21 protein-coding genes and 1 other RNA gene are annotated in these 26560 nt (G+C 46.7%); 13 read left to right on the forward strand and 9 right to left on the reverse strand.

The genetic code is table 11. The features are described from left to right. Positions 1-146: 146 nt before the first annotated feature. The 5 genes from ACLHG7_RS10660 to ACLHG7_RS10680 all read left to right on the forward strand — a co-directional run bounded on the left by ACLHG7_RS10660 (position 147) and on the right by ACLHG7_RS10680 (position 6611). Positions 147-1925, forward strand: coding sequence for an ABC transporter substrate-binding protein (locus tag ACLHG7_RS10660; RefSeq protein WP_410211027.1), 1779 nt, complete (start codon positions 147-149; stop codon positions 1923-1925). Between the two features lie 209 nt (positions 1926-2134). Next, positions 2135-3073, forward strand: a complete 939-nt coding sequence (locus ACLHG7_RS10665) for an ABC transporter permease (RefSeq protein ID WP_114898005.1) — start codon at positions 2135-2137, stop codon at positions 3071-3073. A gap of 11 nt (positions 3074-3084) precedes the next feature. Further along, entirely contained in the window at positions 3085-4245 is a 1161-nt protein-coding gene (locus ACLHG7_RS10670) for an ABC transporter permease (RefSeq protein WP_410211004.1), read from the forward strand. Between the two features lie 32 nt (positions 4246-4277). Next, positions 4278-6008, forward strand: coding sequence for an ABC transporter ATP-binding protein (locus ACLHG7_RS10675; RefSeq protein ID WP_410211005.1), 1731 nt, complete (start codon positions 4278-4280; stop codon positions 6006-6008). A gap of 99 nt (positions 6009-6107) precedes the next feature. Then, complete coding sequence (locus ACLHG7_RS10680; RefSeq protein WP_410211006.1) at positions 6108-6611, forward strand: GNAT family N-acetyltransferase; 504 nt, start codon at positions 6108-6110, stop codon at positions 6609-6611. A 130-nt stretch (positions 6612-6741) separates the two neighbouring features. Here ACLHG7_RS10680 and ACLHG7_RS10685 read toward each other — a convergent pair whose 3' ends face one another. The 3 genes from ACLHG7_RS10685 to ACLHG7_RS10695 form a co-directional block, all read right to left on the reverse strand. After that, a complete protein-coding gene (locus ACLHG7_RS10685) occupies positions 6742-7578 on the reverse strand; it encodes an ABC transporter ATP-binding protein (protein WP_410211007.1) in 837 nt (278 codons plus the stop codon). Next, positions 7575-8504 carry a nitrate ABC transporter permease gene (ntrB, locus tag ACLHG7_RS10690; protein ID WP_410211008.1) on the reverse strand — a complete coding sequence of 310 codons (930 nt, stop codon included), beginning with the start codon at positions 8502-8504 and terminating at the stop codon, positions 7575-7577. Before ntrB ends, ACLHG7_RS10685 begins: the two co-directional genes overlap by 4 nt. A gap of 91 nt (positions 8505-8595) precedes the next feature. After that, positions 8596-9894 carry a CmpA/NrtA family ABC transporter substrate-binding protein gene (locus ACLHG7_RS10695; RefSeq protein ID WP_410211009.1) on the reverse strand — a complete coding sequence of 433 codons (1299 nt, stop codon included), beginning with the start codon at positions 9892-9894 and terminating at the stop codon, positions 8596-8598. A gap of 423 nt (positions 9895-10317) precedes the next feature. On the opposite strand from ACLHG7_RS10695, the gene ACLHG7_RS10700 reads away from it, so the two are divergent. Next, positions 10318-11607 (forward strand): nitrate- and nitrite sensing domain-containing protein, encoded by a 1290-nt coding sequence (locus ACLHG7_RS10700; RefSeq protein WP_410211010.1) that lies wholly within the window; start codon positions 10318-10320, stop codon positions 11605-11607. Between the two features lie 27 nt (positions 11608-11634). On the opposite strand, the gene ACLHG7_RS10705 is transcribed toward ACLHG7_RS10700, so the two are convergent. Together ACLHG7_RS10705 and ACLHG7_RS10710 are read right to left on the reverse strand one after the other, a co-directional pair. Continuing rightward, positions 11635-12759, reverse strand: coding sequence for a PilT/PilU family type 4a pilus ATPase (locus ACLHG7_RS10705; protein WP_410211011.1), 1125 nt, complete (start codon positions 12757-12759; stop codon positions 11635-11637). Positions 12760-12808: 49 nt separating this feature from the next. Then, positions 12809-13846 (reverse strand): type IV pilus twitching motility protein PilT, encoded by a 1038-nt coding sequence (locus tag ACLHG7_RS10710; protein ID WP_114898015.1) that lies wholly within the window; start codon positions 13844-13846, stop codon positions 12809-12811. A 251-nt stretch (positions 13847-14097) separates the two neighbouring features. Here ACLHG7_RS10710 and ACLHG7_RS10715 point away from each other — a divergent pair, with 251 nt between their 5' ends. The 3 genes from ACLHG7_RS10715 (at position 14098) to ACLHG7_RS10725 (ending at position 18042) form a co-directional block, all read left to right on the forward strand. Then, positions 14098-14820, forward strand: a complete 723-nt coding sequence (locus ACLHG7_RS10715) for a YggS family pyridoxal phosphate-dependent enzyme (RefSeq protein WP_410211028.1) — start codon at positions 14098-14100, stop codon at positions 14818-14820. A 196-nt stretch (positions 14821-15016) separates the two neighbouring features. Next, positions 15017-17347: a protein-disulfide reductase DsbD gene (gene dsbD, locus ACLHG7_RS10720; protein WP_410211012.1), complete on the forward strand. Its 2331-nt coding sequence runs from the start codon at positions 15017-15019 to the stop codon at positions 17345-17347. An 86-nt stretch (positions 17348-17433) separates the two neighbouring features. Further along, positions 17434-18042: a hypothetical protein gene (locus tag ACLHG7_RS10725; protein WP_410211013.1), complete on the forward strand. Its 609-nt coding sequence runs from the start codon at positions 17434-17436 to the stop codon at positions 18040-18042. A 47-nt stretch (positions 18043-18089) separates the two neighbouring features. Here the strand turns inward: ACLHG7_RS10725 and hemB are convergent, their stop codons facing one another. Then, a complete protein-coding gene (hemB, locus tag ACLHG7_RS10730; RefSeq protein WP_114898017.1) occupies positions 18090-19097 on the reverse strand; it encodes a porphobilinogen synthase in 1008 nt (335 codons plus the stop codon). A gap of 212 nt (positions 19098-19309) precedes the next feature. Here hemB and ACLHG7_RS10735 point away from each other — a divergent pair, with 212 nt between their 5' ends. The 3 genes from ACLHG7_RS10735 (at position 19310) to ACLHG7_RS10745 (ending at position 22279) form a co-directional block, all read left to right on the forward strand. Then, complete coding sequence (locus tag ACLHG7_RS10735) at positions 19310-19783, forward strand: thioesterase family protein (RefSeq protein ID WP_114900546.1); 474 nt, start codon at positions 19310-19312, stop codon at positions 19781-19783. Beyond that, positions 19773-20081: a YkgJ family cysteine cluster protein gene (locus ACLHG7_RS10740; protein ID WP_410211014.1), complete on the forward strand. Its 309-nt coding sequence runs from the start codon at positions 19773-19775 to the stop codon at positions 20079-20081. Before ACLHG7_RS10735 ends, ACLHG7_RS10740 begins: the two co-directional genes overlap by 11 nt. A gap of 224 nt (positions 20082-20305) precedes the next feature. Then, positions 20306-22279, forward strand: a complete 1974-nt coding sequence (locus ACLHG7_RS10745) for a bifunctional 2',3'-cyclic-nucleotide 2'-phosphodiesterase/3'-nucleotidase (protein WP_410211015.1) — start codon at positions 20306-20308, stop codon at positions 22277-22279. Between the two features lie 64 nt (positions 22280-22343). Here ACLHG7_RS10745 and dapA read toward each other — a convergent pair whose 3' ends face one another. The 3 genes from dapA to glpK all read right to left on the reverse strand — a co-directional run bounded on the left by dapA (position 22344) and on the right by glpK (position 26334). Then, the gene (gene dapA, locus ACLHG7_RS10750; protein ID WP_410211016.1) at positions 22344-23249 is read right to left on the reverse strand and encodes a 4-hydroxy-tetrahydrodipicolinate synthase; all 906 of its coding nucleotides are present in this window, start codon (positions 23247-23249) and stop codon (positions 22344-22346) included. A gap of 532 nt (positions 23250-23781) precedes the next feature. Further along, a complete protein-coding gene (locus ACLHG7_RS10755) occupies positions 23782-24618 on the reverse strand; it encodes a putative porin (RefSeq protein ID WP_410211017.1) in 837 nt (278 codons plus the stop codon). Positions 24619-24852: 234 nt separating this feature from the next. Further along, the gene (gene glpK / locus ACLHG7_RS10760) at positions 24853-26334 is read right to left on the reverse strand and encodes a glycerol kinase GlpK (RefSeq protein WP_410211018.1); all 1482 of its coding nucleotides are present in this window, start codon (positions 26332-26334) and stop codon (positions 24853-24855) included. Between the two features lie 90 nt (positions 26335-26424). On the opposite strand from glpK, the gene ssrA reads away from it, so the two are divergent. Then, positions 26425-26560, forward strand: a transfer-messenger RNA (tmRNA) gene (gene ssrA, locus ACLHG7_RS10765); the annotation flags it as partial.

A 26560-nucleotide genomic window follows, 5' to 3' on the forward strand; every position in this document is an offset into this window, starting at 1 on the left:
TGATTTTGGCACAAATGTAGCATTCAGGCTGCATGCGTTGAAGCTTCAGTACGAGGCTGAGTTTGCCCGCGTTGGTGAGTTCGGTTCTGGTATAGCAAGGTTAATTGAGGAGTAGGATTGAGTTGAATTCAGTTTTGTTTAAAAAAATGCTGTTGGCTGGTTTGGTGTGTGGATTGTCTGTGCAAGTTGCTGTTGCTGAAAAACCGACGAATCCTGCTGACCCGGCAAAAGTACTGCGCTTTGTCTTTATTGCGGCAGAAACAGGATATGACCCGGCCGTAGTGAATGATTTGTATTCCTCCCATGTGGTTTATGCCATCAATGAAGGGCTGTTTACTTACGATTATCTTGCACGACCTGCAAAGCTGGTTCCTCGTACTGCTGAAGCGTTGCCAGAAGTGACTGATGGGGGGCAGACGTATACGATCCGCTTGAAAAAAGGCATTTATTTCACGCCTGATCCTGCTTTTGGTGGCAAGAAGCGTGAATTGACGATGGCCGATTATGTCTATTCCTATGAGCGTTTGCTGGATCCTAAGATTCACTCGCCGAACGGCTGGATGTTCGAAGGGAAAATCAAAGGCATGGATCAGTTGATTGCTGATGCCAAGAAAACGGGCAAATTTGATTATGATCGTAAAGTCGAAGGCTTTGAACTGATTGATCGATATACCCTACGGATTCATCTCACCAAGCCTGATTTTAATCTTGGGATGATTCTTGCGCATCAACCTGCAGGTGCAGTTGCTCGTGAAGTGATTGAGAAATATGCAGATGGGTCTGGCTGGGTGATGAGCCATCCCGTTGGCACAGGTGCCTATCAACTCGAGAAGTGGGTGCCTGGATCACGCACAACACTGGTCGCCAATCCACAATATCGTGGCTATACCTGGGACTTTAAAGCAGGTACTGATCCTGAGGACCAAAAAATTGTCGCCCAAATGAAGGGTAAGCATATGCCGCAGATTGGCCGTGTCGAAATCTATGACATGATCGAAGATCAATCACGCTGGTTGGCTTTCCAAAATGATGAAGTGGATCAGTTCCAGTTAGAAGGTCCGTTGGTGCCGCAGGCCCTTGAGAATGGCAAATTAAAGCCGGAACTTGTTAAAAAAGGGGTACAACTGTCGAGAATTGTCGATCCCGAACAGAGTGATTATTATTGGAATATGAAAGATCCCATCGTTGGTGGGCTGACCAAAGACAAAATTGCACTCCGCCGTGCAATAGGCATGGCGCATGACGTCAAACAGGAAATTCAAGTCGTATGGAATGGGGATGCTGTTCCTCTGGAATATCCGATTCCTCCAGGTGTAGTGGGGTATGACCCGAACTATAAGAGTAGTGTCCAATACGATCCTGATGCAGCAAATCTACTGCTCGATAAATATGGGTATAAAATAGGTCCAGATGGCTGGAGAACACTCCCCGATGGTAAGCCATTGGTCATCCACTATTCCGTGCGGGCTGGATCAGCAAGTCAAGAGCAGTCCGAAATGTGGAAAAAGACCTATGATAAAATTCATATCCATATGATCGGTGACGTCAAACCTTTCCCTGAAATTTTAAAAGCCGAAAAGCAATGTAAACTGCAAAGCCGCACCAACCCTTGGTTTGCCGATTATCCTGATGGTGACAATTTTATGCAGTTATTTTATGGTCCCAATACTTATGCGACCAATAATGGCTGTTCCATCATTCCTGAATACGACAAACTCTATGAGCAAAGTCAGCAGATGCCTGCCGGTCCAGAGCGCGATGTGCTTTATCATAAAATGGCCCGTATTCTCGAAGTCTATATGCCTTATCGAATGGGTTATGCCCGTTATCGCAATATGCTCTCTCAGCCTCGCGTCATGGGTTATAAAAAACACCCAGTCGTCCATGGCGAATGGGAGTTTATGGATATTGATAAAAGCAAATAAGCTCAGCCCGCGCTTAGCTGTTTTTTATCATCATCGTACTGAAATGAATTTATTGATAGGAAATGTATGAAACCATCATCATTTTTCTTGCCACCCAAGACACCGTTACTTACGATGTTGATCGGGTTGGCATTTGCAAACAATCCGCAAGATGCGCAAAGATCTTACCCATGCAAGGATTTGCACCACATGAATAATAAGGACGTCACATGACCGTTTATATTTTACGCCGCTTGGGGCAAATGATTCCGACCATGCTCGGTGTGATCGTGTTGATCTTCTTTTTGTTCAACTGGGTGGGCGGAGACCCTGCGTATATCTTGGCAGGCAAGATGCCTAATCCGGACATGATTGCCAACATTCGTAAGCAATTGGGGATTGATCAGCCGTACTATGTGCAGTTGTGGATTTTTATTAAGCAAATCCTAACCTTTAATTTTGGTGCGAGCTGGAGTACGGGCGAGTCGGTGTCACATATCATTTTGACCCGTTTAGGGCCTTCGCTCACGATTCTGATTCCTTTGACCATTCTTCAAACGTTGATTGCTGTTGCGTTAGCGCTGGCGATTGCATTTGTGCGTGGCTCCTTAACTGATCGTATGGTAATGATCGCATGTACTGTTGGTATGTCGATTAGCATTCTGGTTTATATCATTTTGTTCCAATACTGGTTTGCGTATAAGTGGAGCTTGTTCCCTGTACAAGGCTGGGGTGATAACTTTACTCAGAATTTATTCCATTATTCCTTACTGCCGATTTTAATCATGTTGGTGGTGAGTATTGCACCAAGCCTGCGTTTGTACCGGACCTTCGTACTGGATGAAATTAATCAGGATTATGTCCGCACAGCACGTGCCAAAGGTATGGGTGAGCGACGAATTCTATGGGTTCATGTACTACGCAATGCTGCCATTCCAATCATCACGGATGTCATGTCTAACCTGCCCGCATTGCTTATTGGTGCATTTTTGATTGAGCGCTTTTTCGGTATTCCCGGCATTGGGCGCGAGGTGATCTTGGCGGTAGAGCGCAGTGATTTTCCGGTCATCAAAGCAATTACGGTGTATGTGGCTGCAGCGACGATGATTTTTAACTTGTTGACCGACTTGATGTATCAAGCGGTTGATCCTCGCGTACAACTGAAGTAAGGGAGAAGGATATGACTCATTCAAATCCCGTTGTCGCGGCTTCATCACATTCAGCAGCTCCTGCGACGCATGCGGTATCACGTGGCCTTTGGGCGTTGGCTTGGCGACGATTACGTGCTGATCGCGTGGCGATGGTGTCTTTGGCTATCGTTGTCGCGTATTTAGTGATGCTGATCCTTTCTGTAACCGGCGTGATTGCCAAAAATTGGGATCAGGAGGTTGGTGTGAACTATGCACCTCCAACTTTCATTGGTGCAGAGAAAGAAGACATTACCGAATCCAGTGAAGCAAAACCTGCAGCAGCTCTCCCTGAGAATCCTGTGGATCCACTATCTGGTGTTATCAAAGATTTACGAGCTAAGGATGGGGCAGCGCCCTCTGCAACTCCTGAAGTCTTTAATGATTACGGCATCAAAGATCCTCTGCAAGCAGATATGGATGAAATCCGCGCCAAGCTTGCGACGGAAGGTAAAAAGATCGCTATCGTACGTAAGGAAACTCTTCCTTTTGGCGCTGATAAATGGGGTCATGATATCGTCGACAAAACCATCAAAGGTTCTGAGACTTCGATTGTCGTGGGTTTGATCGCTGCATTATTGGCGGTTGCATTGGGGACGATATTTGGTGCGATTTCTGGTTACTTTGGTGGCCGTGTCGATGCTGCATTGGAGTGGTTTTATAACGTATTTACCTCGATTCCCTACTTGTTGCTGATCCTTGCTGTTGCAGCGGTTCTACAGCAGAAAGGGATTTTGTCTATTGTGCTGATCTTGGCGTTGACGGGGTGGACAGGGACGTATCGTTTGATTCGTGCAGAATATATGAAGCACAAAACGCGCGAGTACGTACTTGCTGCCGATGCGATTGGCGCAAGTCACTTGAGTAAAATGTTTAGTCATATTTTCCCGAATGTCAGTCATGTGGCATTGGTTCAGATGTCGATCTTGGTGGTGAGTTTTATTAAATCTGAGGTCATTTTGAGTTTCTTGGGTTTTGGTGTTCCTGTCGGTGTGGTGTCTTGGGGCAGCATGTTGAATGAGGCGCAGAACGAATTAATTCTCGGTAAGTGGTGGCAGTTGACTGCAGCTAGTGTGGCGATGGCGGTGCTGGTCACAGCATTTTCTCTCTTCACGGATGCGCTGCGTGATGCACTTGATCCTAAATTGAAATAATTCAACTCAGCCAAAATTTAAGAGAGACGATCATGAATCCTTTAGATCAACCACAGCAAGAACAGGCGCCTTTACTCCGTGTCCGAGATCTCCGCGTGAGTTTCCGTGCAGACAAAAAGACATTCATCGAAACGGTCAAAGGGGTGACCTTTGATATCCCCTACAACACCACGGTTGCACTAGTGGGTGAGTCGGGCAGTGGGAAGTCAGTGAGTTCACTGGCAGTCATGGGCTTGCTCCCGCCAGATAACGCAAAGATAGCCGAAACCAGCTATCTGGAGTTTGAAGGCAAAGATCTGCTAAAAATGTCGATTGCTGAACGACGCAAAATGTGCGGCAAAGACATCGCCATGATTTTCCAAGAACCGATGACCTCATTGAACCCCGTATTCACGGTTGGATTCCAGATTGAAGAAGTCTTGCGTTTGCATATGGGGATGACGGGTAAGCAAGCGCGTGCCCGTGCCATTGCGTTACTTGAAGAGGTCGGTATTCCATCCCCAGCAACCAAGATTGATGCATATCCCAGTCAGATGTCGGGTGGGCAGCAGCAGCGCGTCATGATCGCAATGGCCATCGCCTGTGAGCCAAAGCTCTTGATTGCCGATGAGCCAACAACGGCACTGGATGTGACGATTCAAAAGCAAATCGTTGATCTGATCGAAGCCCTGCGTGTGAAGCATAAGATGTCGGTGCTGTTTATTACCCATGATTTGGCGCTGGTGGGTGAGATTGCTGATCAGGTGATTGTCATGCGACATGGCGTCATCCGTGAACAAGGCTCTGCACGTCAGATTTTGGAGTCCCCGCAGGATGGGTACACCAAAGCGTTATTGCGCTGTCGTCCGACACTGGATACGCGTCCTTGGCGTCTGCCCGTGATCAGTGATTTCATCAACGATGCCTGCGAGGAAAATACAGCGCACTTGGCCCTAGCAGATAAGCAGCGCACACGGGGATTGACTGGTGATGAAAACATTATTCTGGATGTACAGAACCTGAGCAAGAGTTTCTATACCCGCGAGGGATTCTTTGGTCAGAAAGAATTCAAGGCGGTAAGCGATGTCTCGTTCAAACTTGCGCGCGGTAAGACGTTGGGGGTTGTGGGCGAGTCGGGTTCTGGTAAAACGACCGTAGGTTTGACATTGATGCGTTTGCATCAAGCTACAGGTGGACAGGCTTTATTTGAAGGGCGTGACATTATCGGGATGTCTAATCAAGAGTTTAATGACTACAAACGCCGTATCCAGATCATTTTTCAAAACCCTTATGCTTCACTCAATCCACGCTTTACGATAGGTCAGATTTTGCTGGAGCCGATGCGGATTCATCACATTGGTCGTAATGATGAGCGTCGGACTGAACTGGCCATGCAGTTATTGGAAAGAGTGGGTTTGCCGACTGCGGCCTTTTATCGTTACCCGCATGAGTTTTCTGGTGGTCAGCGTCAGCGTATCGCGATTGCTCGTTGCTTAACCTTGAAGCCTGAGGTCTTAATTTGCGATGAGTCGGTCTCAGCACTGGACGTATCTGTGCAGGCGCAAGTCTTGAATCTCCTTCAAGATCTGCAAGAAGAGTTTGGCATGAGCTATATCTTTATTTCACATGATCTGTCGGTTGTGAAATACATTGCCGATCAGGTGATGGTCATGAATCATGGCAAAGTCGTGGAACTTGCGAACTCGGATGAGCTTTATCACAATCCTCAACATGCCTATACCAAGCAATTGCTCAGCGCAATTCCTAAGGGTTTACAGCACTAAAATTATAGGGTTGTGCATTCAACTAAAAAGGGACAAGTTTTTGTCCCTTTTTAGTTTTGTTTCTTTTTATGGCATGGGTGTTTGACAGGAGATATTGTGTTGGATGCAATTGAAACGGAACGACTGATTTTACGGAAAATGAATACCGATGATGCTGCCTTCCTTTTGGCTTTAATGAATGAGCGAGGATGGTTGGAATTTATTGGCAATACTACAGTGAAGACCTTGGAAGATGCCAAGATTCATATATTGAATCGACTGACATCCAGAGCCGAAGGGATGGGTTTTCGAGTGGTGACGTTAAAAGAAAGCCATATTCCTGTCGGTGTTTGCGGCTTGATTCAGCGTGATTTCTTACAAGCTACTGATATCGGCTATGCCTTTTCAGAGGCATACTGGTATCAGGGATATGCTTTTGAAGCGGCTCTAGCAATGCTTCATTATGGGCGAGATCAACTTGATTTTAAGCGTATCCTTGCCATTACTGATATGGGTAATCAGCGTTCTGAAAAATTACTGGCGAAACTCGGGTTAGTGTTTGAGTCCACGATGATTCATCCGCAAACTGGTGTAGAGCTGAATGTATTTGCAGTCAGTTTTTAGCATTTGAGAGCATTTGTGAAAGTCAGCTTATTTTAAATTCCCTTAAAATAAGCTGATGGGAATGGAAGATTCCTTCAATCCTTGAAGGTTGCTGCATGTCCTTGCGTTTTATTGGTATTGGTCCTGAATTCTAAGCCGAAACAGGATGCTTCATTTTGTGATAGAGAAAGTCGAGCACGTTTGAGCGCAATTGGTGATATTGCGGGTTATTCGCCAATTGCAGACGATCTCGTGGATGAGGAAGGTCCACAGTCAAGATCTCACCGATGGTCGCCGCTGGACCGTTGGTCATCATGACGATGCGATCAGACAGCAAAACGGCTTCATCGACATCATGGGTGACCATAACGACGGTTGCATGAGTTTGTTGAACGATTTCAATCAACTCATCTTGTAAGTGTGCACGCGTCAACGCATCCAGTGCCCCAAAAGGTTCATCAAGCAAGAGCACTTGTGGTTCCATGGACAGCGCACGTGCGATACCCACACGTTGTTTCATGCCTCCTGATATTTCACTGGGGTACTTGTGGATGGCATGTGTGAGGCCGACCATGGTCAGCGCAGCTTCGGTACGTTCTTTCAATTGTGCTTTGCTTTCGGTTGCGCCAAAAACACGCTCAACCGCCAAGTGCACATTATCAAAACAGGTTAGCCAAGGTAGCAAGGAATGGTTCTGAAACACCACTGCACGCTCAGGACCGGGACCTGAAATTTCACGACCATTACAGATCAATGCCCCTTTGGTGGGTAGCGTCAGTCCTGCAATCAGGTTCAACAGGGTTGATTTACCACAACCCGAGTGACCAATGAGAGTGATAAATTCACCCTTGGTGATCTTAAGATTAATATCACGTAGGGCTTCAAATTGACCTTTCTTGGTCTTAAAGCTCATGCCGACTTGTTCAATCGAGACATAATCTTTAGTGCCTAACGGCTTATTCGCGCTGATGATTGTATTGTCGCTCATGATGTTGTCTCCCCACGTGAAATCAGTTTAGTGATCAGAATTAAGAGCTGCTCAATAATCAGTCCTAATATTCCCACCACGAAAATCCCAACGATGATGTGTGCATATTGCGAGTTTTGATACTCATCCCATACCCAAAAGCCAATGCCTTTTCCGCCACTGACCATCTCAGCTGCGACGATGACCAGCCATGCCACACCGACCGACAAACGAATCCCCGTTAATAAGTAGGGTAATGACGCAGGCAATAAAATTTTAGTAAAGACCTTCCATTCTGATAGGCGCAATACCCGTGCGACATTGAGGTAATCTTGCGGCACTTGCGAGACGCCAGCCGAAGTATTCAGAATAATTGGCCAGATACTGGAGATGAAGATCACCCAAATCGATGCAGGATTGGCGGCTTGAAACACCACCATGCCGATCGGTAACCAGGCCAGCGGTGAAACGGGTCGTAAAATAGAAATGATGGGTGATAACATGGCTTGCATGAATTTCACCCGACCAATGATAAAGCCGAGAGGAATCCCAATCAGTGCAGCCAAGCCAAAGCCTGTGCCGACACGCCCTAGAGACGATAGGATATTCCAGCCGATGCCCTGGTCGTTTGCGCTTTCAACATAAAAGGGATGAGAAAATAATTCCAACGCAGATAAAAAGGTCACCCAAGGGTTCGGTAATGTTGGGCGATATTGACTGAGTAAGGTCCAGCCAAAAAGGAACAACGCAATACCGATCATGGGGGGAATGATCACTTTAATGATGCTGACCAGTCCTTCTTTCATTCTTTTCACGGATTCAGACTCTTTCTTTTCTACGGGTGTGATGAGGTCTTTCGTGTCATGTACGTCATCAGCGGAGGTCGCTATTTTTGCAACGTCCAACGTTACGGCATCGACAGAGGTGGCATTCGTGTCATTACTCATGATGTCATCGCTCATTTGGAGGAGTGAAGCCTTGATGGGTATAGGAGAGTTTCAACGGATACCCATCAGTGGCGTTAGTCATTCAATGTTTTTAAGCTTTAATGGCAAAACTTGCAGCGTATGCGGCAGGGTTTGAACCATCCCAGACTTTGCCATCCAGCAATTTGCTGCTGCGCATTGGGCTGCTTGGTACAGGAACTTTGACTTGGCTTGCAGCCTGTTTATACAAGTCAATTTGGTTGATCTGCTTGGCGATACCGAGATAGTCGACGTCGGTTTTCATGAGTCCCCAACGTTTGTGCTGAGTCATGAACCACATGCCATCGGAGAGGTAAGGGAAGTTGACTTTGCCGTCATTGTAGAATTTCATATTGTTGGCATCTTTCCATTGGCGACCTGCACCATTGTCGTAATTACCCAAGAAGCGGCCTGAAATGGTGTCGGCAGGGCAGTTCACATAAGATTTTTGGGCGATGAGGGTGGCGACACCCGCACGGTTTTTGTAGTCGTCCAGATATTTAGAGGCTTCCAAGACAGCCATGATCAGTGCACGAGCGGTATTTGGGTTCTTTTCCACAAAAGCACGACTACAGCCCAAGACTTTTTCAGGATGATTGGTCCAGATTTCTTGGGTGGTGATGGTGGTAAAGCCGACACCTAACTCGATAGCGCGAGCACCCCAAGGCTCGCCTACACAGTATCCATCCGTGGTACCGACTTGCATGTTGCTGACCATTTGTGGCGGCGGCACAGTGATGTTTTTGACATCTTTCATCGGATTGACGCCGTTGGCTGCGAGCCAATAGTTCAGCCACATCGCATGGGTACCTGTTGGATAAGTTTGGGCAAAGGTCAGTGATTTTCCACTTGCGATATACTTCTTCAGACCAGCGCCATTGACGACGCCTGCAGAAATCAATTTGTTTGCCATGGTGATGGCTTGTCCATTATTATTCAGCCCCATCAGGATCGACATTGGGGTTGCAGTTGCGCCAACGCCATTGTTGACGGCGTAAATCAAGCCGTATAAGACGTGTGCAGCATCGAGTTCACCACTGATGAGCTTGTCACGGACGCCAGCCCAAGAAGCTTCTTTAGATAACTCAATGGTGATGCCGTATTTCTTGTCGAGTCCCAGTTTGGATGCCATAACGACGGAGGCACAATCGGTCAGCGGAATAAAGCCGATTTTGACCACAGGTTTTTCAGGTGCATCAGAGCCTGCGGCGTAAACTGCCGATGAAGGCAGAATCAGTGAGCTTGCTGCCCCTGCAGCACTGGCCGCAAAGAGCGATTTTTTGAGGAAGTCACGACGGCTTGAGTGGGCCATGTTGCTCGGTTCGGCAGCGTCAGACTCATTGTGCGTATCATGGTTTGGTGTTTTATGCATGTCGTACTCCTAATCTTGTCTGGGCAAATTTTCAAAAAAAACGCCCATACCGCCAAAAAAGCAGTATGGACGCCATTGTCCTGTCTGATTGAGTAAACACCGTCAGACACGGGATCGTATAAAAAGTTATTCATCCACCGTTGGATGCTAATAATAAAAATGCATAAAGCATGCCAATAATATTTATGTAAATTTAAGGTGATGATTTGTTAATAGAAAATTGTATTTTTTCGCTGGTGGCACTCATTTTGCTCAAATTGAGATGCACTTTATTTATTCGTTTTTTTCCTGATGTCATCGACCTATGAGTAGAAATGATGCGGGGTGTGTCTTTTTTTAGTGCTCAAAAAATAGCAAGGTCACGATTAATTCATCAATCTAAGTTACAATGGTATTCTCCATCATACTGATTTTGAGGATAATATGTCTAAATCGCTCGTGCCACCTTTGAGTGCAACGGACTTTTTGATTGCCTCAAAGCAGTCGGAAATACAAAGCCTTGAGTATTTTTTGAATATGGGGCAACTGGTCGTGATGGTCAGTGATTTGATTCATGCCTTGCAAAAAGAACGTGGTGCATCAAATCTGTATTTAGGATCTAAAGGACAGCACTATGCTGAAGTGCTCATTGACTACACCCATCAGACCGATGACCAAATCTTTGAATTTGATCAAACCCTCAAACAGATTCAGAGTGAAATCACTGAGCATGCAGGCAATGGTCGACTCCTCAACCGCATCGCCTATGCATTGCATGCATTAGCCAATCTGCCTCAGTTTCGGATACAAGTACAACAGCAAAGTATCCAGACTCAGTCTGCTGTGATGGTCTATAGCGGCATCATTGCGGGTTTGCTGTCCATTGTTTTTGAAACGGCAGATGCTGCGGTTGATCCGACGATTGCCCGGGTACTGGTGGCTTTGTATAACCTCATGCAGGGCAAGGAGTTAACGGGGCAAGAACGGGCCGTAGGATCAGCAGGGTTTTCCTCAGGTCAATTTAGGGCAGAACAACGTGAACGCCTCCAGTACCTGATTGAAGGGCAAGAGCGTTGTTTTGAGCTGTTTCATGAGTTTACTGAACCAACGTCGTATGCCTTATATCTGCAATATGCACAATCACCTTACCGCGCCGAAATTGATCGGCTCAGAGGTCTTGCGCTCAGTGATCCACCGCTGACGATTGATCCAAGGGTTGGGGATCAGTGGTTTAAACTGCTCACACAGCATATCGATAGTCTTAAAATTGTTGAGCTGGGCTTGCAAGGGCATTTGCAGCGTTTATGTTCCCAGCGGGTGCTGGATGCCAAAAAAACACTAACTCAGCATCAGGCGTTGATTGATACGTTGGAAACGCATCCTGAAGAAAGCTTTATTGTCATGCTGAGTAGTACACAGTCTCAAAATCCTGCGGCTTTACAGGATTATACGCATCCAGAGGGTTTCGGTCCAAAACTGGGGCGATCTGTACTTGAACTGGTGCAAAATCAAGCGCAGAGCTTGCAGCAGATGCATGATGAGTTGACGGCTGCACGTACTGCACTGGAGGAGAAGAAATTGCAGGAAAAAGCCAAAGTCTTACTGATGAAACACCGCAAACTGACTGAAGATCAGGCGCATAAATTACTGAGACAAATGGCCATGGATCAGGGTAAGCGCTTAACTGACATTGCCCGATATGTGGTTGAAATGGCGCAAGGACAGCGTAAATAAGGCTGTCCTTAGCCGGATAAGATGCGCTTATTCGAGTCCTTCGATACTCAAATCACGAGTGGCATGATCCAGATAACGGGTATCGGCACTATTACCGAGTTTGATTTGCAGACGCAAGTCATTCGGCGCATCGGAATATTGCAGTGCGTTTTCATAACTGATTTCACCCGCTTGATAGAGATCAAACAAGGCTTGGTCAAACGTTTGCATACCGAGTTCGCGCGAGCGCTTCATGACTTCTTTGATTTCGTGGATTTCACCTTTACGGATGTAATCCTGAATCAATGGTGAGTTGAGCAATACTTCAATACAGGCACGCCGTGCCTTGCCATCACGTGTAGGTACGAGCTGCTGTGCGACGATGCCTTTAAGGTTCAACGATAAGTCCATATACAACTGACTGTGTCGATCCGCTTCAAAGAAGTGAATAATTCGATCAAGAGCCTGGTTGGCATTGTTGGCATGTAGGGTACTGAGAACCAAATGACCTGTTTCCGCAAAGGCAATGGCATAATCCATGACTTCACGCGAACGAATCTCACCAATCAGAATCACATCCGGGGCTTGGCGGAGCGTGTTTTTGAGCGCGACATCGAATGATGCCGTATCGATCCCGACTTCACGTTGCGTCACGATACAGCCCGCATGCTGATGAATAAACTCAATCGGATCTTCAATGGTGATGATATGACCTTGCGAGTGCCGATTGCGGTGTCCAATCATGGATGCCAATGATGTTGACTTACCTGTCCCTGTTGCACCCACAAAGATAATAATGCCGCGCTTGGTCATCGCCAGTTCTTCGATGACTTTAGGCAGTTTGAGATCTTCAACTTTTGGAATATGCGTCTCGATACGACGCAAGATCATGCCGGGGAAATCGCGCTGGACAAAAGCACTGACACGGAAACGGGCCGTGTCTTTTTTGTCGATAATCGCAAAGTTACATTCTTTGGTCTCTTCGAACTCTTTACGCTGCTTGTCCGTCATGATGCCATGAATGATGCTTTGAACGATCGCAGGGGTAAGCGGGGTTTTGGTGATGGGTAGAATCTTACCATTGACCTTCATCGAAGGGGCAACGCCCGCAGTGATGAATAAGTCAGAGCCGCCTTTTTCGACCATGAGCAGTAGTAGATCATCAAATTCCATTGCGGTGCTCCATGCTATTTCTTTAAATAACTCATCAGTAGTGTATGGACTAGAGGAACGAGTCTGGTTGTTTTGCTGCGGCCTTTGCCACAGCCGGTGAAATTAATCCTTTGAGTACCAAACCCTTTAAGGTTTGATCCAGTGTGGTCATGCCGTAGCCTGCGCCAGTTTGGATCGCGGAGTACATCTGCGCAACTTTGTTTTCACGGATCAAGTTACGGATCGCGGGAATGCCAATCATGATTTCATGGGCTGCAATCCGTCCGCCTGCATTCTTTTTCAGCAGGGTTTGCGAAATAACGGCTTGCAGAGATTCTGAGAGCATGGCGCGTACCATGTCTTTTTCTTCGGCAGGGAACACGTCGATCACACGGTCGATGGTTTTGGCTGCGGAGGTGGTATGTAGGGTTCCGAAAACCAAGTGACCGGTTTCCGCGGCGGTTAATGCCAAGCGGATGGTCTCGAGATCACGCATTTCCCCGACCAGAATAATGTCCGGATCTTCACGCAAGGCCGAACGCAGTGCTTCATTAAAACCATGTGTATCCCGATGGACCTCACGCTGGTTCACAAGGCATTTTTTGGATTGATGCACGAATTCGATAGGATCTTCAATCGTCAGAATATGATCGAAACGACGTTCATTAATATAGTCAATCATGGCCGCAAGCGTTGTGGATTTACCCGAGCCCGTAGGGCCGGTCACCAGTACGATACCGCGAGGATATTCACAGATATCTTTAAACACTTGGCCCATGCCCAAATCATCCATGGTCAGCACCTTGGAGGGAATGGTCCGGAACACCGCACCTGCACCGCGATTTTGATTAAACGCGTTGACACGAAAACGGGCAATGCCAGGGACTTCAAAAGAAAAGTCGGTTTCCAAGAACTCCTCAAAGTCACGACGTTGTTTATCATTCATGATGTCGTAAACGAGGCGATGGACTTCTTTGTGTTCCATGGCTGGCAGGTTGATCCGGCGGATTTCGCCATCCACCCGAATCATGGGGGGGAGGCCTGCTGAAAGATGTAAGTCCGATGCGCCATTTTTTGCAGAAAATGCGAGTAGTTCTGTAATATCCATAAAGAATCCCTGTGCCTATAAACTACATCTATTTACGTGTACGAAGCCTTCTTCGGTTTGTATGAGTGATTGATATCCTTATACGAACGAAAGATGAAAACTTCGCAAATTTTTTGCCATATACTGGCAAGACTTTTTAATCTGTTTTCAATATCATTCAACCTAGCGCACTCAAACGAGACGTTGGCACTTAAGTATGCTGGCGTTCCTGCGAGCTGTACTTTGCTAGATCAAAATAGAGTACCTTGATGATGACCGATTTAACTGCCAATCGGCAACAAGTTCTCAACAAAATTAAAAATATATGTCGAGATTGTGAGCGTTCTGAGGACTCCATCACATTGCTGGCGGTTTCTAAAATGCAATCTGCTGAGCTTGTTCGTGCAATGCATGCAACTGGGCAAATCCAGTTTGCCGAAAACTATCTGCAAGAAGCGTTAAGCAAGCAAAATGAGCTGAAGGATCTACCTATCGAGTGGCATTTTATTGGTCAGATCCAGCGCAATAAGACCCGCGATATTGCGGCTCATTTTGCATGGGTGCATGGGGTGGATCGGTTGATCATTGCCCAGCGCTTATCACAGCATCGGCAAGCGGACCATCAAGCTGATTTTCAAGATGGTCACGACGTGAGGGAACCATTGAATATCTGTATTCAGGTCAATATTGATCGTGAAGAATCCAAAGGCGGGTGTCTGCCTGAGGAGTTACCGGAGCTTGTTGCTGCCATTAGCGCACTTCCAAACTTGGCTTTGCGCGGTGTTATGGTCATTCCGGAAGCAGGTCATGTCGATGCGTTTAGTCGTACGCGGGCGCTATTTAAAGCGGTCAAAGCAAAGCATGCCAACCCCGCACAGTGGGATACCCTCAGTATGGGCATGTCTGGCGATTTTGCAGAAGCAATTGCTCAAGGAGCTACCATGATTCGGGTCGGAACTGCACTTTTTGGCAGTCGATCAATCTCGGTACTTTAAAAGCATGGGTATATTATGGATTATAATCAATTGATCTTTATTATATATGTTATGTAGATAAAGTGATATTGTCGAAAACATCAGTATTACAAGCGTATCCCACATATAAACGGTTACGCTTTCTGCATTTAGTCTACGATAATCCTGTGATAGTCTTGTTCGCTTATCAAATGAATAATGCCAAAGGCAGTTTAGCGTGCAGCGATTGAAAAGCAGCGGAGAGCTGTTCCGTGTGAAGCAACAAATGGACCGGGATCAGTATCTCGAATGCTTTGTTCACTCTCAAACATTATATTCTGCAAGACCTTCGGTATTCTCGAATATGCAACGCACTATTTATTTGCTATCTCTTCTAGTGTTTAGCCTATTTTTAGGCCAACAGGCGCAGGCCAATGCGGCGTTCAATAACAATAGTGCATCTAGCCCGATCGCCACTGATTTTGGCAAAAAATCATTATTAGATAATGCCAAAATTGATAGCAACAGCGCCATCAAAAGTATGGGTAATCCACAGAAATTTATACCCGCCGACCAAGCGTTTAAAGTATTGGGTGAGGCTAAAGACGGTAAGCTGTTTTTAGATTTTCAAGTGACCCCTGGCTATTATCTCTATCAGCGTCGTTTTGCATTCACACCTGAAAGTGGAAGCGTTAAATTTCAAGAGGCATCTTTCAATCATCCTGCACAGATTAAGGATGACCCTGAGTTTGGTAAAGTCCCCGTTTTTCATGATGATGTCTCGGTCACCGTGCCATATACAGGCAGTGGAAAAGTGGTGGTACGCTGGCAAGGCTGTGCGGATGCGGGCTTGTGCTACCCGCCGCAAGATCATGAATTTACCTTACCAGCCGCCGCAAGCAATATCTCCGTGCCATCATCAGCGGCATTCTCCTCAAACTCTTTACCCTTAGCGTCACAAATTTTACCTTCAGTCAATGGAGCAGGGAGTAAAGCAAATCCGGATGTGCCTTTGATTGAGGGTCGCCCCGATATTCGGACCAATATTGAGAAGTCTGCGGGCGTGCAAAGTATTTTGATCCCGCTGCCGACGCCCAACTCGACATCAGATACTTATGCGGGTGTTCAATCGATTGCCTCTTTAGCGGCATTAAGAGCAAATAAGCAGCAGGATAATGTTGACCGAGATCCTGATACATCGCCAGTTTCTGCGGTTGCGCCTGCCTTGCCGCCTGAGTCGACAACATCATCCGCCGTAGCACCAACTGTAGGACCAACAGTGGCTCCCGCACCTGCGTCGCAAGAGGAAACAGATCCATTTGGCTTAAGTCAGCATCCACTAACGGCACTTGCTCTTCTGTTTGTTGCAGGCTTGGGGCTTGCCTTTACGCCTTGTGTTCTTCCCATGTTGCCGATAGTTGCCAATCTAGTGGCACGTCAGCACAGACGATCCATGAAGCATGGCTTGCTGTTGTCTGGTGCTTATGCGGTCGGTATTGCATGTTGTTATGCGGTACTTGGGGCAGCTATTGCAACGTTTGGTCAGCAGTTTAATCTGCTCGGATGGCTACAAAACCCGGTTATTCTTGTTGGTTTTGCGATTGTATTTGTCGTGTTGGCACTCGCCAGTTTTGATGTGTTTACACTGCGCCTCCCTCATGGCATCAGTAATAAACTAGACTCCTTTGGGCAGCGTGAAAACTCACGGTTTGAGTGGTTGAAACAAGGCAGTGTACTGGGGAGCTGGTTGACTGGCTTTGTCTCTGCATTGGTTGTTTCGCCTTGTGTTTCGGCACCGCTTGCGGGTGTGCTGCTGTCTGTCTCCACTGTGGGCAATCCTGTGCTCGGAGCGGCTGCGCTGTTTATGCTTGGTTTAGGTCTGGGTGTGCCACTGATGATCTTGGGTGCAACCGAAGGACGCTTCTTGCCGAAGGCTGGTGATTGGCTGAACTGGGTGCGTCAAGGATTTGGTTTGCTATTGCTTGGTGTCGCACTGGTACTGATCAATCGTGTTTATGACAATTCCTATGTATTGTTCCTGTGGGCAGCGGTGTCGATGGCGTTCGCCGTTTGGTTCTGGCGCTGGGCTGGACGAGGACGTTTTATTGCTCAAGTCTTTGGTGTCATCGTCTTTGCATGGGGATTGATACAACTTGCGGGCGTAGCGGCAGGGCAGAGTGATCCGTGGCATCCACTTGCCGGACTGAAAAAGCAAAACGCTCAAGTTGTTGCCGCTCAAAGTACACCGGTGATTCATAGCTTGTCTGAGCTTGCGGTCATGCAGCAAAAGAATCCTCGTTTGCTGGTTGATTTGACCGCTGACTGGTGCGTGAGTTGTCGCATCATGGAGCGTGAGTTATTCAGTGGACAAGACATCAAAGGTCTGTCGAACTGGACTCGTGTGAAGCTGGATGTGACCGAAAGCAATGAAAACAGTAAGGCCGTGCTTAAGAGTCTGAACCTGTTTGGTCCACCAGTATTGATTTTTTATCGTGATGGGCAAGAGATCAAGCGCGTTGTGGGTGAGACCAAGCAGGATGAGTTGACCGAGGTGCTGGAGAAGCTTTGATGTATTTTTAGAGTTTCACGGGTTGGAATATGCTAATGTTGCATGGTGTTTTTCCAGTTTGTTGATACTTTAATCTTCTAAAATTAATGAAAACTTTAAGTAAAACGGATTTATTACTCTTAGATTATGCATCTGAATATTTTGTACCAATCCATGTGTATCTGGAGGATTCAAAATCTAAGCTAAACAAAGCTGACCATGGTCTAAGTAAAAAAGATTTATTTGAGAGATTGTCCTATCTTTCAAAGATCAACCTAATATCCTTTTATGATTCTAATGTTGAATTCGAAATTGGAAAATTGATCGTACAGTTCCATCATGAAGATTTCTGGTTAGGATTGACTAAAAAGGGTCAACTGGTTTGGGAAAAATATTTTGAACCCAATTGGTCATTATATTGTGATTTTAGTGCGGGATTTGATAGGGGATGTGATCAATACCAAGAAATGACTTTAGTTGCATCTAGAAAAAACTTAGTCAGATCTTACTTAGAGTTGTTGCCTCATTCCACTAAGCTACTTGAACAAATTGTTTTAAAGAAAAAAATGTCTGTGGTGCATTATAAGAAACTTGTGCCCTGTTTTGAGTTTTCGGGGACCTTTGGGTCAGATTCCTTTGATGTAATAGACCAAATTTCAATTGAAATGGGTCGGGTTAAGTGGAAGTTAAACTGGGAAGAAATTAAAAACACTTAGAAGATTCTTTATATCCAACGATAGATATAAAGAATCTTTTTCCATGTTTACCCTTTAATCATCCTTGCCGCTTTCTCAGCAAAGTACGTCAATATGCCATCGGCACCCGCACGACGGAAACCAATCAAGGATTCCAAGATCACTGCTTCTGATAACCAGCCATTTTGGATTGCAGCCATATGCATGGCGTATTCACCACTGACTTGATAGGCAAATGTCGGCACACCAAACTGATCCTTCACTTCACGAACCAGATCCAAGTAAGGTTGACCGGGTTTAACCATGACCATGTCAGCGCCTTCTTGTAAATCTAAGGCAACTTCATGTAGCGCTTCTAGGCGATTGCCATAGTCCATCTGATAGTTCTTTTTATTGCCCCCTTTCAGGTTTGCTGCGCTTCCGACTGCATCACGGAAGGGGCCGTAATAGTTAGAGGCAAACTTCGCTGAGTAGGCCATGATCGAGGTATGGATGTAGCCATGGCTCTCTAGGGCATTGCGGATCGCACCGATACGTCCATCCATCATGTCACTCGGGGCGACAATATCCACGCCAGCCTCAGCATGGCTTAATGCCTGTTTGACCAGAACTTCAACGGTGGCGTCATTTAAGACATAGCCATCAGCATCGGTGAGGCCATCCTGACCACTTAAGGTGTATGGATCAAGTGCACCATCACTGATCAGGACCATTTCAGGCAGTTCTTTTTTCAAAGTACGAATCGTGGTTTGGACGAGCCCATCTTCGCGCCACGCGGCTTCAGCGCCTGCACTTTTATCTTCCTGTGGGGTCACGGGAAATAAAGCCAGTTTGGTCACACCAAGGCTTAGCAAGGTTTCGGCTTTTTGCAGCAGAAGATCAACAGAGAGTCGATCAACCTCTGGCATACTATGAATGGCTTGGCGCTGATTGTGTCCCGGTAATACAAAAACCGGTGCAATAAGATGCTGGGGGAGTAATGTGGTTTCGCAAACCATAGCGCGAATATGGTCATGTTTACGCAAGCGACGTAAGCGAGTGGCGGGGAAAGCTGCGCGATTAAACGTACGAGTCATGCTATTACACTGTTTTCACATTAATATAACCGCTTATTTTAAACCTGATTCGTGTTGCTCGGGAAGATTGATTGATGGCAGATGTTGATAAACTCGCAAAAACAGATTCTAAACTATCTGGTAAAGATTTGATTAATCAGCCAAAAGACGTTATTGACTCCAACAAATCTACTACAGAGACCTCTGTTGCTGCAGAGCATTGGACCGGTGGGATGAAACTCGTGCCGGATGCCTCTGGTGAGATTCCCCGTGAAGTGGTGTTTAAACAGTTATGCAAGGCTTTTAATAAATCGCCTTTCTTTAAGCATTGCGGCATGAAGATGCGTGTAGAAGATGGCGTGATCAAAGGTTTTGTGGACATGGATGCCAACTTGGTTGGTAATGTCGCTTTTCAAATTTTGCATGGTGGTGTCGCTGCGACGATCCTAGACAGTATCGGGGGTATCGTGGCGATGGGTGAGATCTATTTAAGCGGCAAAGGTGAGCTGGTCGATCGTATCCGCCAAGTGACGCGCCTTGCAACATCGGATATGCGCGTGGATTATCTCGCGCCGGGACGCGGCAAGTATTTTGTTGCGACCGCCGAAGCACTGCGTATGGGGCGTAAGGGCTGTACCATGCGGATGAACTTGCATAACGATGAGAATAAACTGATCTCAACCGCGATTGCGACCTATGTCTATTGAGTTGTTGCGCATTGATGCGATTGAGCTTATCACCCATTCTGCTTTCGCTTGTCGGACGGAATGCGGTGCATGCTGTATCGCGCCAAGTATCAGTAGCCCAATCCCCGATATGCCGCTGGGCAAACCCGCCGGGGTACGCTGTGTGCAGTTGAATGACTTGAACCAATGCCAGATTTTTGGTTTAGCGAGTCGTCCCCTTGTTTGTTCGTCCCTGATGCCTTCTTTAGAAATGTGTGGTCATGTCCATGCCGATGCATTTGATTATTTAGAGCACCTTGAAACCGCAACATGTCCTTAGATGTTCAAAAAAATATCCATGCCATTACCATTTGCGGTTCACTATTAGATTCAGCGCATAACCATTATTAAGCGGCCTTCGTACTCAAAACATCCTGATGATGCTATCGTCCAGACCAATGAGTTGCGTCTGATCGCATTCCTTTCGCATCGTGTTTTTATACCTGATCGTTTAGATTTTTCTCTTTGAAATACGCTTGAGTCCATCCTTTTCGGAACGTCCTTATGATTCGTCCCTGTTTTCGAGCAAAGCCCCTGTCTCAATTGATTGCCTCGGTGTTGTTGATGTCACTTGGGCATCTGACGCAAGCCGCGACCATTGATCTGCGTGTGCTTGAGACGACCGACTTACATACCAATATGATGGACTTTGATTATTACAAAGATAAACCCACGGATCGTTTTGGATTGGTGCGCACGGCGAGTCTTATTCATGCAGCGCGCGCTGAGGTTGCCAATAGTGTCTTGGTCGATAATGGTGATCTATTGCAAGGCAGTCCACTCGGCGACTACATGGCAAAAAAAGGACTCAAACAAGGCGATATTCATCCCGTTTATAAAGCGATGAATACGCTGGATTATGCGATAGGTAATCTCGGTAACCATGACTTTAACTATGGTTTAGACTATTTAAAAACAGCCATTGCTGGTGCAAATTTTCCTTACGTCAATGCCAATATCATTGATGTAAAAACGGGTAAACCGATGTTTCAGCCGTATCGAATCATCGACACGCCAGTCAAAGATCACGATGGCAAAATACAAACCCTGCGTATTGGCTATATTGGTTTTGTACCCCCTCAGATTATGACGTGGGATAAAGTGAATTTGACTGGCAAAATCACGGTCAACGATATCACCCAGACGGCGCAAAAGTACGTACCTGAGATGCGTGCCAAAGGTGCAGATCTCATCATTGCGATCCCACACTCGGGATTATCAAGCGAGCCTTATCAGGCGCTGGCGGAGAATTCTGCGTATTACTTAAGCCAGGTAAAAGGCATAGACGCCATTTTATTTGGTCACGCACATGCGGTATTCCCCAGCAAAGATTTTGAGTCAATCAAAGGCGCTAATATCCAGCAAGGAACCTTAAATGGCATTCCTGCCGTAATGCCAGGAATGTGGGGCGATCACTTAGGCGTCGTTGATTTTGTTCTCAGTAATGACAGCGGTCATTGGCAGGTTGCAAAGTCCAAGGCCGAGGCGCGACCGATTTATGACACGGTGACTAAAAAGTCCCTTGCTGCAGAAGACCCCAAACTGGTTCAAGTTCTGGCCGATGATCATCAGGCGACCCGTGATTTTGTCAGTCAGCCAATTGGCAAGTCAGCGGGGAATATGTATAGCTATCTGGCATTGGTTCAAGATGATCCCACCGTGCAAATCGTAAATAATGCCCAGCGGGCTTATACCGAGCATTTTATCCAAGGTGATCCTGACTTGGCGAAGATCCCCGTACTTTCAGTCGTGGCGCCTTTTAAAGCCGGTGGACGAAAGAATGATCCGGCCAGTTATGTTGAAGTGGAAAAGGGGCAATTGACCTTCCGGAATGCCTCAGACCTCTATCTTTACCCCAATACTTTGGTCGTGCTGAAAGTCACTGGTGCTGAGGTAAAAGACTGGCTAGAGTGCTCAGCAGGCATGTTTAATCAAATCGACGTGAACAGCGACAAACCACAATCCTTGATGAATTGGGATGGATTCCGCAGTTATAACTTTGATGTGATGGATGGTGTTCATTATCAGATTGATGTGACCCAGCCTGCGCGTTTTGATGGTGAGTGTGCCTTGATCCACCCCAATGCGCATCGCATCACCCAGCTCACTTATCACGGCAAAGCAGTGGACCCTCAAGCCACATTTTTAGTCGCAACCAATAATTATCGTGCTTATGGCGGTAAGTTTGCGGGGACAGGGGAGAGTCATATTGCCTTTGCATCGCCTGATGAGAGCCGTGCCATTCTCGCCGCGTATATTGGTTCAGAAACCAAAGCACATGGGCAAGTGACACCGACCACCGACAATAATTGGCGCTTGGCGAAGATCAAGAGTAAGCATTCGCTTGATATTCGCTTTGAGACTTCCGCCAGTGACAAAGCAAAAAGCTTTATCCGTGATCATGCTCAATACCCAGTCAAAGCGATGGGCACGGATGATCTCGGGTTTGCGATTTATCAAATTGATTTACAGAAATGAGCATTGGCCTTTGTCACCCCGACGTCTTGATCACAAGGAAGGGGTGATGTTAAACCGCTCAATATCAGTCGACGTTAAACGCTAGAATTTTTGTCAGAGCAACTTCAAGTTTAGCCTTGAGTTCAGGGCTTGCGACTGTCATCGGTAAGCGTACATTATCTTGGATCAGCCCCATGATGCCGAGCGCTGCTTTAACAGGTGCGGGATTCGGCTCTGAAAAGAGCAAATGAATAAATGGCTGCAAGGCATCATTAATCTGTCGTGCTTTGACCAAATCCCCTTCACCAATCAACTCATGCATTTTTTTATATAGATCGGGTCGGATATGTGCGGCGGCTGAGATAGCACCTTGTCCTCCCAAGCAGGAACAGACAAAAATGATACTGTCTTCACCGCTTAGGATATTTAAGGACGTATGACTGATTTGATCATTCAATTGGCTGATATCGCCATTACCACTTTCTTTGACGGCAACAAACTGTGGGTTACGACTTAAGTGTTGTAGGGTTTCTAATTCAATATTCACACCCGTGCGATAGGGGATATTGTAGATGGCGATGGGTAGGTCAGTTGCGGCGGCGGCAGCTTCAAAGTGATGAATAATGCCTTGTTGTGACGGGCGTACATAAGCCGGCGCACTCATCAGAAATCCTGAAATCTCAAAATGATTGCTGTAGTGTTTGATATTTTTCGCGACTTCTACGGTGTCACTTCCACTAATCCCGACCATGACCGGAACCTGATCCTTGACCGTATCAAGCACGACTTTAAGCAGCTCATTATGCTCAGCATGGGTCAGTGTTGCTGACTCACCCGTGGTTGCGCCTACGATGAGACCATCGATGCCCTGATTGATCAGGTGGATGACGAGTTTTTTAACCGCTTCTAGATCAAGTCGATTATCTTGCCCGTGAAAAGGGGTTACGAGCGGAATCCATATGCCTTGAAATCGATTTATTGGTGCCGTCATGTGTTACTCCAGTGGTAGAAGGTTGTTAAAAACACCACGTCGCGATTGCCGCACACGAATGTGCTGCACAACTTGATCTAGAAGTCGCCGTGAGATTTGAAACTGTAGGAGTAGTGGATAAGGATGTCATTGTTATCATTGCCCCGACAGATTCTCATCTGACGGGACAGTTCCCCCGTTAGACGAGAAACCGTTTCTTAGACTTATTGCTCAAAAGCGAGAAGCTTGTATATCCTGAATGCGCCATTGCATACACAGCCGAACCCAATACCCTTGCGGAGCAGGATAGGGACGCGCTGTGATGTGAGTTACGCATATAAATCAAAATATATAAGGGGTGATGAGTCTTGAGTGTACTTTGAGATTATTCATCATGACAAGAGGGGATCAGATGGATGGGTACAATTTTTATGACATTTTTAGATGAGATGACTTTTGATAGATACTCTTTGGGCACAAGGCTAAGTCACTCAAATAAAAAAACCGCCTCAACGATGAGACGGTCCTTTAGTTGATTTAAGCGTTTAAACCATTAGAAGCGATAAGTTCCGCCTACGCTGAAACCGTAATCATTGTCACCGAGGTCTTTACCTGCATACACACCGCCTTGAACGCTAATATTTTCGGCAACGAATTTACGTGCATTAATGCCAACGTTATAAGTGTCATCAAAATGATCTTGAGTGAGTAGGTTATAAGAGGCACCAATGCTTAATGTGCGATCAAGATAGTAGTCACCGGAGACCGCATAAGCGTTGAAACGATCACCAAACTGGACCTTACCTTCGAGGTTCACATCATTGTTGCCTAGTTTTGTGAGGTATTTAGCACGTACGGTTGCATCCGTTTCATCGTTATTGCTATCACCACCATAAGTTCCAGCAACACCAACAGCGACTAACAGGTTGGTGATCGGCAAGTAACCGACTTCAGCACCGTATGTCCCTAGCTTAGAAGCATAACCTTCAGTTTTTGAACGGTTAACATTGGCTGATGCGTAGAAATTAGTATCAGGCACATAGAATTCACCACCTATACTAAAGTGATGTGCTTTAACATCGAAGTCATCTTGTACATAAGGTGTATCAATCTTGACAGTGTCTTTTGAGTAGCTATACGCACCAAATACATTGCTTGCACGTTCAATAAATGCCGCTTCGGCTAATGGACCATTTTGCGTGTGGACTTGATTAAAATAATATGTCGCACTACCACCAATACTGCCTGTTTCCGTTTTGCCATCAGCAAAGGCACCACTATCAGAGTTAATGTGGTTATAGCCTGCGCCACCATTTAATTCGACTTGGTAAGCATGTGCTGCGTTTAGGGACAAAGAGGCGATAGCCGCGGTTAATAATATTTTTTTCATCAAGTTCTCCAGAGGGATTATCGGTGCGTAATCCAAAAATACATCATTTGTTACATTTAAATGGTATTTAGCGCTACAAAGTTTGTCAAATCTCATGACAGTTTTATGACATGAGACAGACAAATTAGTCCACTTAGGATGATGAAAAATATAAATTAAAAGGAATTGTTGCAGGTTTGTGCATTTGACTTTGCTTGACATCAGCCAAAAAATGCAATAACGCAGGCGGAATCTTTAGCTTCTTGCACGGGTCACAGCATGATGCCAACGCTCCAAATGACTGGCGCGCGTCACTGAATCCATCGATGGTTCAAAGCGTCGCTCAAGCTGCCAAAGTCCAGATAACTCATCGACAGACTTAAAAATTCCTGCGCCCAAACCTGCCATCAGGGCTGCGCCGAGTGCCGTGGTTTCTCGCACCACGGGACGGAGTACAGGAACACCCAATAAGTCGGCTTGAAACTGCATCAGCATGTCATTGCCACTCGCACCGCCATCCACGCGCAGCTCGGTAAGTGGGCCGTGCGCGTCATGCTGCATGGCTGTGAGAACATCTGCCACCTGAAAGGCAATCGCTTCAAGGGCTGCACGTGCGATATGAAAACGATTGGTGCCGCGGGTCATACCCGTGATCATTCCACGGGCTTCGCTATCCCAGTAGGGTGCTCCAAGCCCCGTAAAAGCAGGTACCAGAACCACGCCATCACAATCGGGAACTTGGCTTGCGAGTTTCTCCACATCACTGCTATCGCGGATGATGTTTAGTCCATCACGTAACCACTGAACGATTGCGCCAGCCATAAATACACTGCCTTCCAAGGCATAGTGGGTGGTTTGATCTGGGGTTTGCCACGCCAGCGTAGAGAGCAGTTGATTTTGGCTGATCTGGACTTGAGTACCGGTATTCATCAGCATAAAGCAACCCGTGCCGTAGGTATTTTTAGCCATACCTTGTTTAAAGCAGCTTTGACCAAACAGCGCCGCTTGTTGGTCGCCGAGTGCGGCTGTCAGCGGTATACGCCGTCCGAGTAATCCATCCGCCGTCTCACCAATCAATCCACCGGAAGGTACAATCTCGGGGAGCAGTGCGCGAGGGATATTAAACAGTTCCAGCAGTTCGTCATCCCATTGCCGAGTATGCAAATTCATCAGCAGGGTACGCGAGGCGTTGCTCATGTCGATTACGTGGCGCGCACCGCGTGTCAGGTTCCAAAGTAGCCAAGAGTCCACGGTTCCAAACGCCAGTTCCCCGCGCTGAGCCTGTTCGCGGGCTTTGGGAATATGATCAAGCAACCAGACCAGTTTTCCGGCGCTAAAGTAAGGATCGAGTCGTAAGCCTGTTTTTTGTTGCACCAGTGGCTCATGTCCTGCATGGCGTAGACTCTCACACCATTCTGCGGTGCGTCGGTCTTGCCAGACGATGGCGGGTGCGATGGGCTGTCCGGTTTTCTTATGCCAGATGATGGTGGTTTCGCGCTGATTGGTCAGGCCGATGGCGGCGATATCTTGGGCAAGTAACCCTGCCTTGACGATGGCTTGCTGTGCAACGCCGATCTGGGTTTGCCAGAGCTCTAGTGCGTTTTGTTCCACCCAGCCGGCATGGGGAGTACTCAGCGTAATCTCACGTTGTGCGGATGCCATGACATTGCCCTGATCATTAAAAACGATAGCGCGGCTTGAGGTTGTTCCCTGATCGAGGGCGAGGAGGTAGGTCATGTGGGTCATCCTTGAGGCTTATGTTTTTAACGAGCGCTTACATGGCAGCCTAACAAAAAGCGTTAACTTCTGCTACACTAGCTGACTATTGGGGATGTTCTGGCTTCGACGCTGGTTGTGAAACTCTTCGATGCATGTCGAGAGCGCATTATCTCTCGTAAATCAATTTTGCATTTTAATAGTCGCAAACGACGAAACCTACGCACTCGCAGCCTAAGGGCTGAGA

The sequence above is a fragment of the Aquirhabdus sp. genome, assembly GCF_046462495.1.
In the GTDB taxonomy this organism is placed as follows: domain Bacteria; phylum Pseudomonadota; class Gammaproteobacteria; order Pseudomonadales; family Moraxellaceae; genus Aquirhabdus.

Bases quoted from the DNA above. Each gene is read 5' to 3' on its own strand.
- ACLHG7_RS10660 (WP_410211027.1), top strand. From the start codon at position 147: ATGCTGTTGGCTGGTTTGGTGTGTGGATTGTCTGTGCAAGTTGCTGTT.
- ACLHG7_RS10665 (WP_114898005.1), top strand. From the start codon at position 2,135: ATGACCGTTTATATTTTACGCCGCTTGGGGCAAATGATTCCGACCATG.
- ACLHG7_RS10670 (WP_410211004.1), top strand. From the start codon at position 3,085: ATGACTCATTCAAATCCCGTTGTCGCGGCTTCATCACATTCAGCAGCT.
- ACLHG7_RS10675 (WP_410211005.1), top strand. From the start codon at position 4,278: ATGAATCCTTTAGATCAACCACAGCAAGAACAGGCGCCTTTACTCCGT.
- ACLHG7_RS10685 (WP_410211007.1), bottom strand. From the start codon at position 7,578: ATGAGCGACAATACAATCATCAGCGCGAATAAGCCGTTAGGCACTAAA.
- ntrB (WP_410211008.1), bottom strand. From the start codon at position 8,504: ATGAGTAATGACACGAATGCCACCTCTGTCGATGCCGTAACGTTGGAC.
- ACLHG7_RS10695 (WP_410211009.1), bottom strand. From the start codon at position 9,894: ATGCATAAAACACCAAACCATGATACGCACAATGAGTCTGACGCTGCC.
- ACLHG7_RS10700 (WP_410211010.1), top strand. From the start codon at position 10,318: ATGTCTAAATCGCTCGTGCCACCTTTGAGTGCAACGGACTTTTTGATT.
- ACLHG7_RS10705 (WP_410211011.1), bottom strand. From the start codon at position 12,759: ATGGAATTTGATGATCTACTACTGCTCATGGTCGAAAAAGGCGGCTCT.
- ACLHG7_RS10710 (WP_114898015.1), bottom strand. From the start codon at position 13,846: ATGGATATTACAGAACTACTCGCATTTTCTGCAAAAAATGGCGCATCG.
- ACLHG7_RS10715 (WP_410211028.1), top strand. From the start codon at position 14,098: ATGACCGATTTAACTGCCAATCGGCAACAAGTTCTCAACAAAATTAAA.
- ACLHG7_RS10725 (WP_410211013.1), top strand. From the start codon at position 17,434: ATGAAAACTTTAAGTAAAACGGATTTATTACTCTTAGATTATGCATCT.
- hemB (WP_114898017.1), bottom strand. From the start codon at position 19,097: ATGACTCGTACGTTTAATCGCGCAGCTTTCCCCGCCACTCGCTTACGT.
- ACLHG7_RS10735 (WP_114900546.1), top strand. From the start codon at position 19,310: ATGAAACTCGTGCCGGATGCCTCTGGTGAGATTCCCCGTGAAGTGGTG.
- ACLHG7_RS10740 (WP_410211014.1), top strand. From the start codon at position 19,773: ATGTCTATTGAGTTGTTGCGCATTGATGCGATTGAGCTTATCACCCAT.
- ACLHG7_RS10745 (WP_410211015.1), top strand. From the start codon at position 20,306: ATGATTCGTCCCTGTTTTCGAGCAAAGCCCCTGTCTCAATTGATTGCC.
- dapA (WP_410211016.1), bottom strand. From the start codon at position 23,249: ATGACGGCACCAATAAATCGATTTCAAGGCATATGGATTCCGCTCGTA.
- ACLHG7_RS10755 (WP_410211017.1), bottom strand. From the start codon at position 24,618: ATGAAAAAAATATTATTAACCGCGGCTATCGCCTCTTTGTCCCTAAAC.
- glpK (WP_410211018.1), bottom strand. From the start codon at position 26,334: ATGACCTACCTCCTCGCCCTCGATCAGGGAACAACCTCAAGCCGCGCT.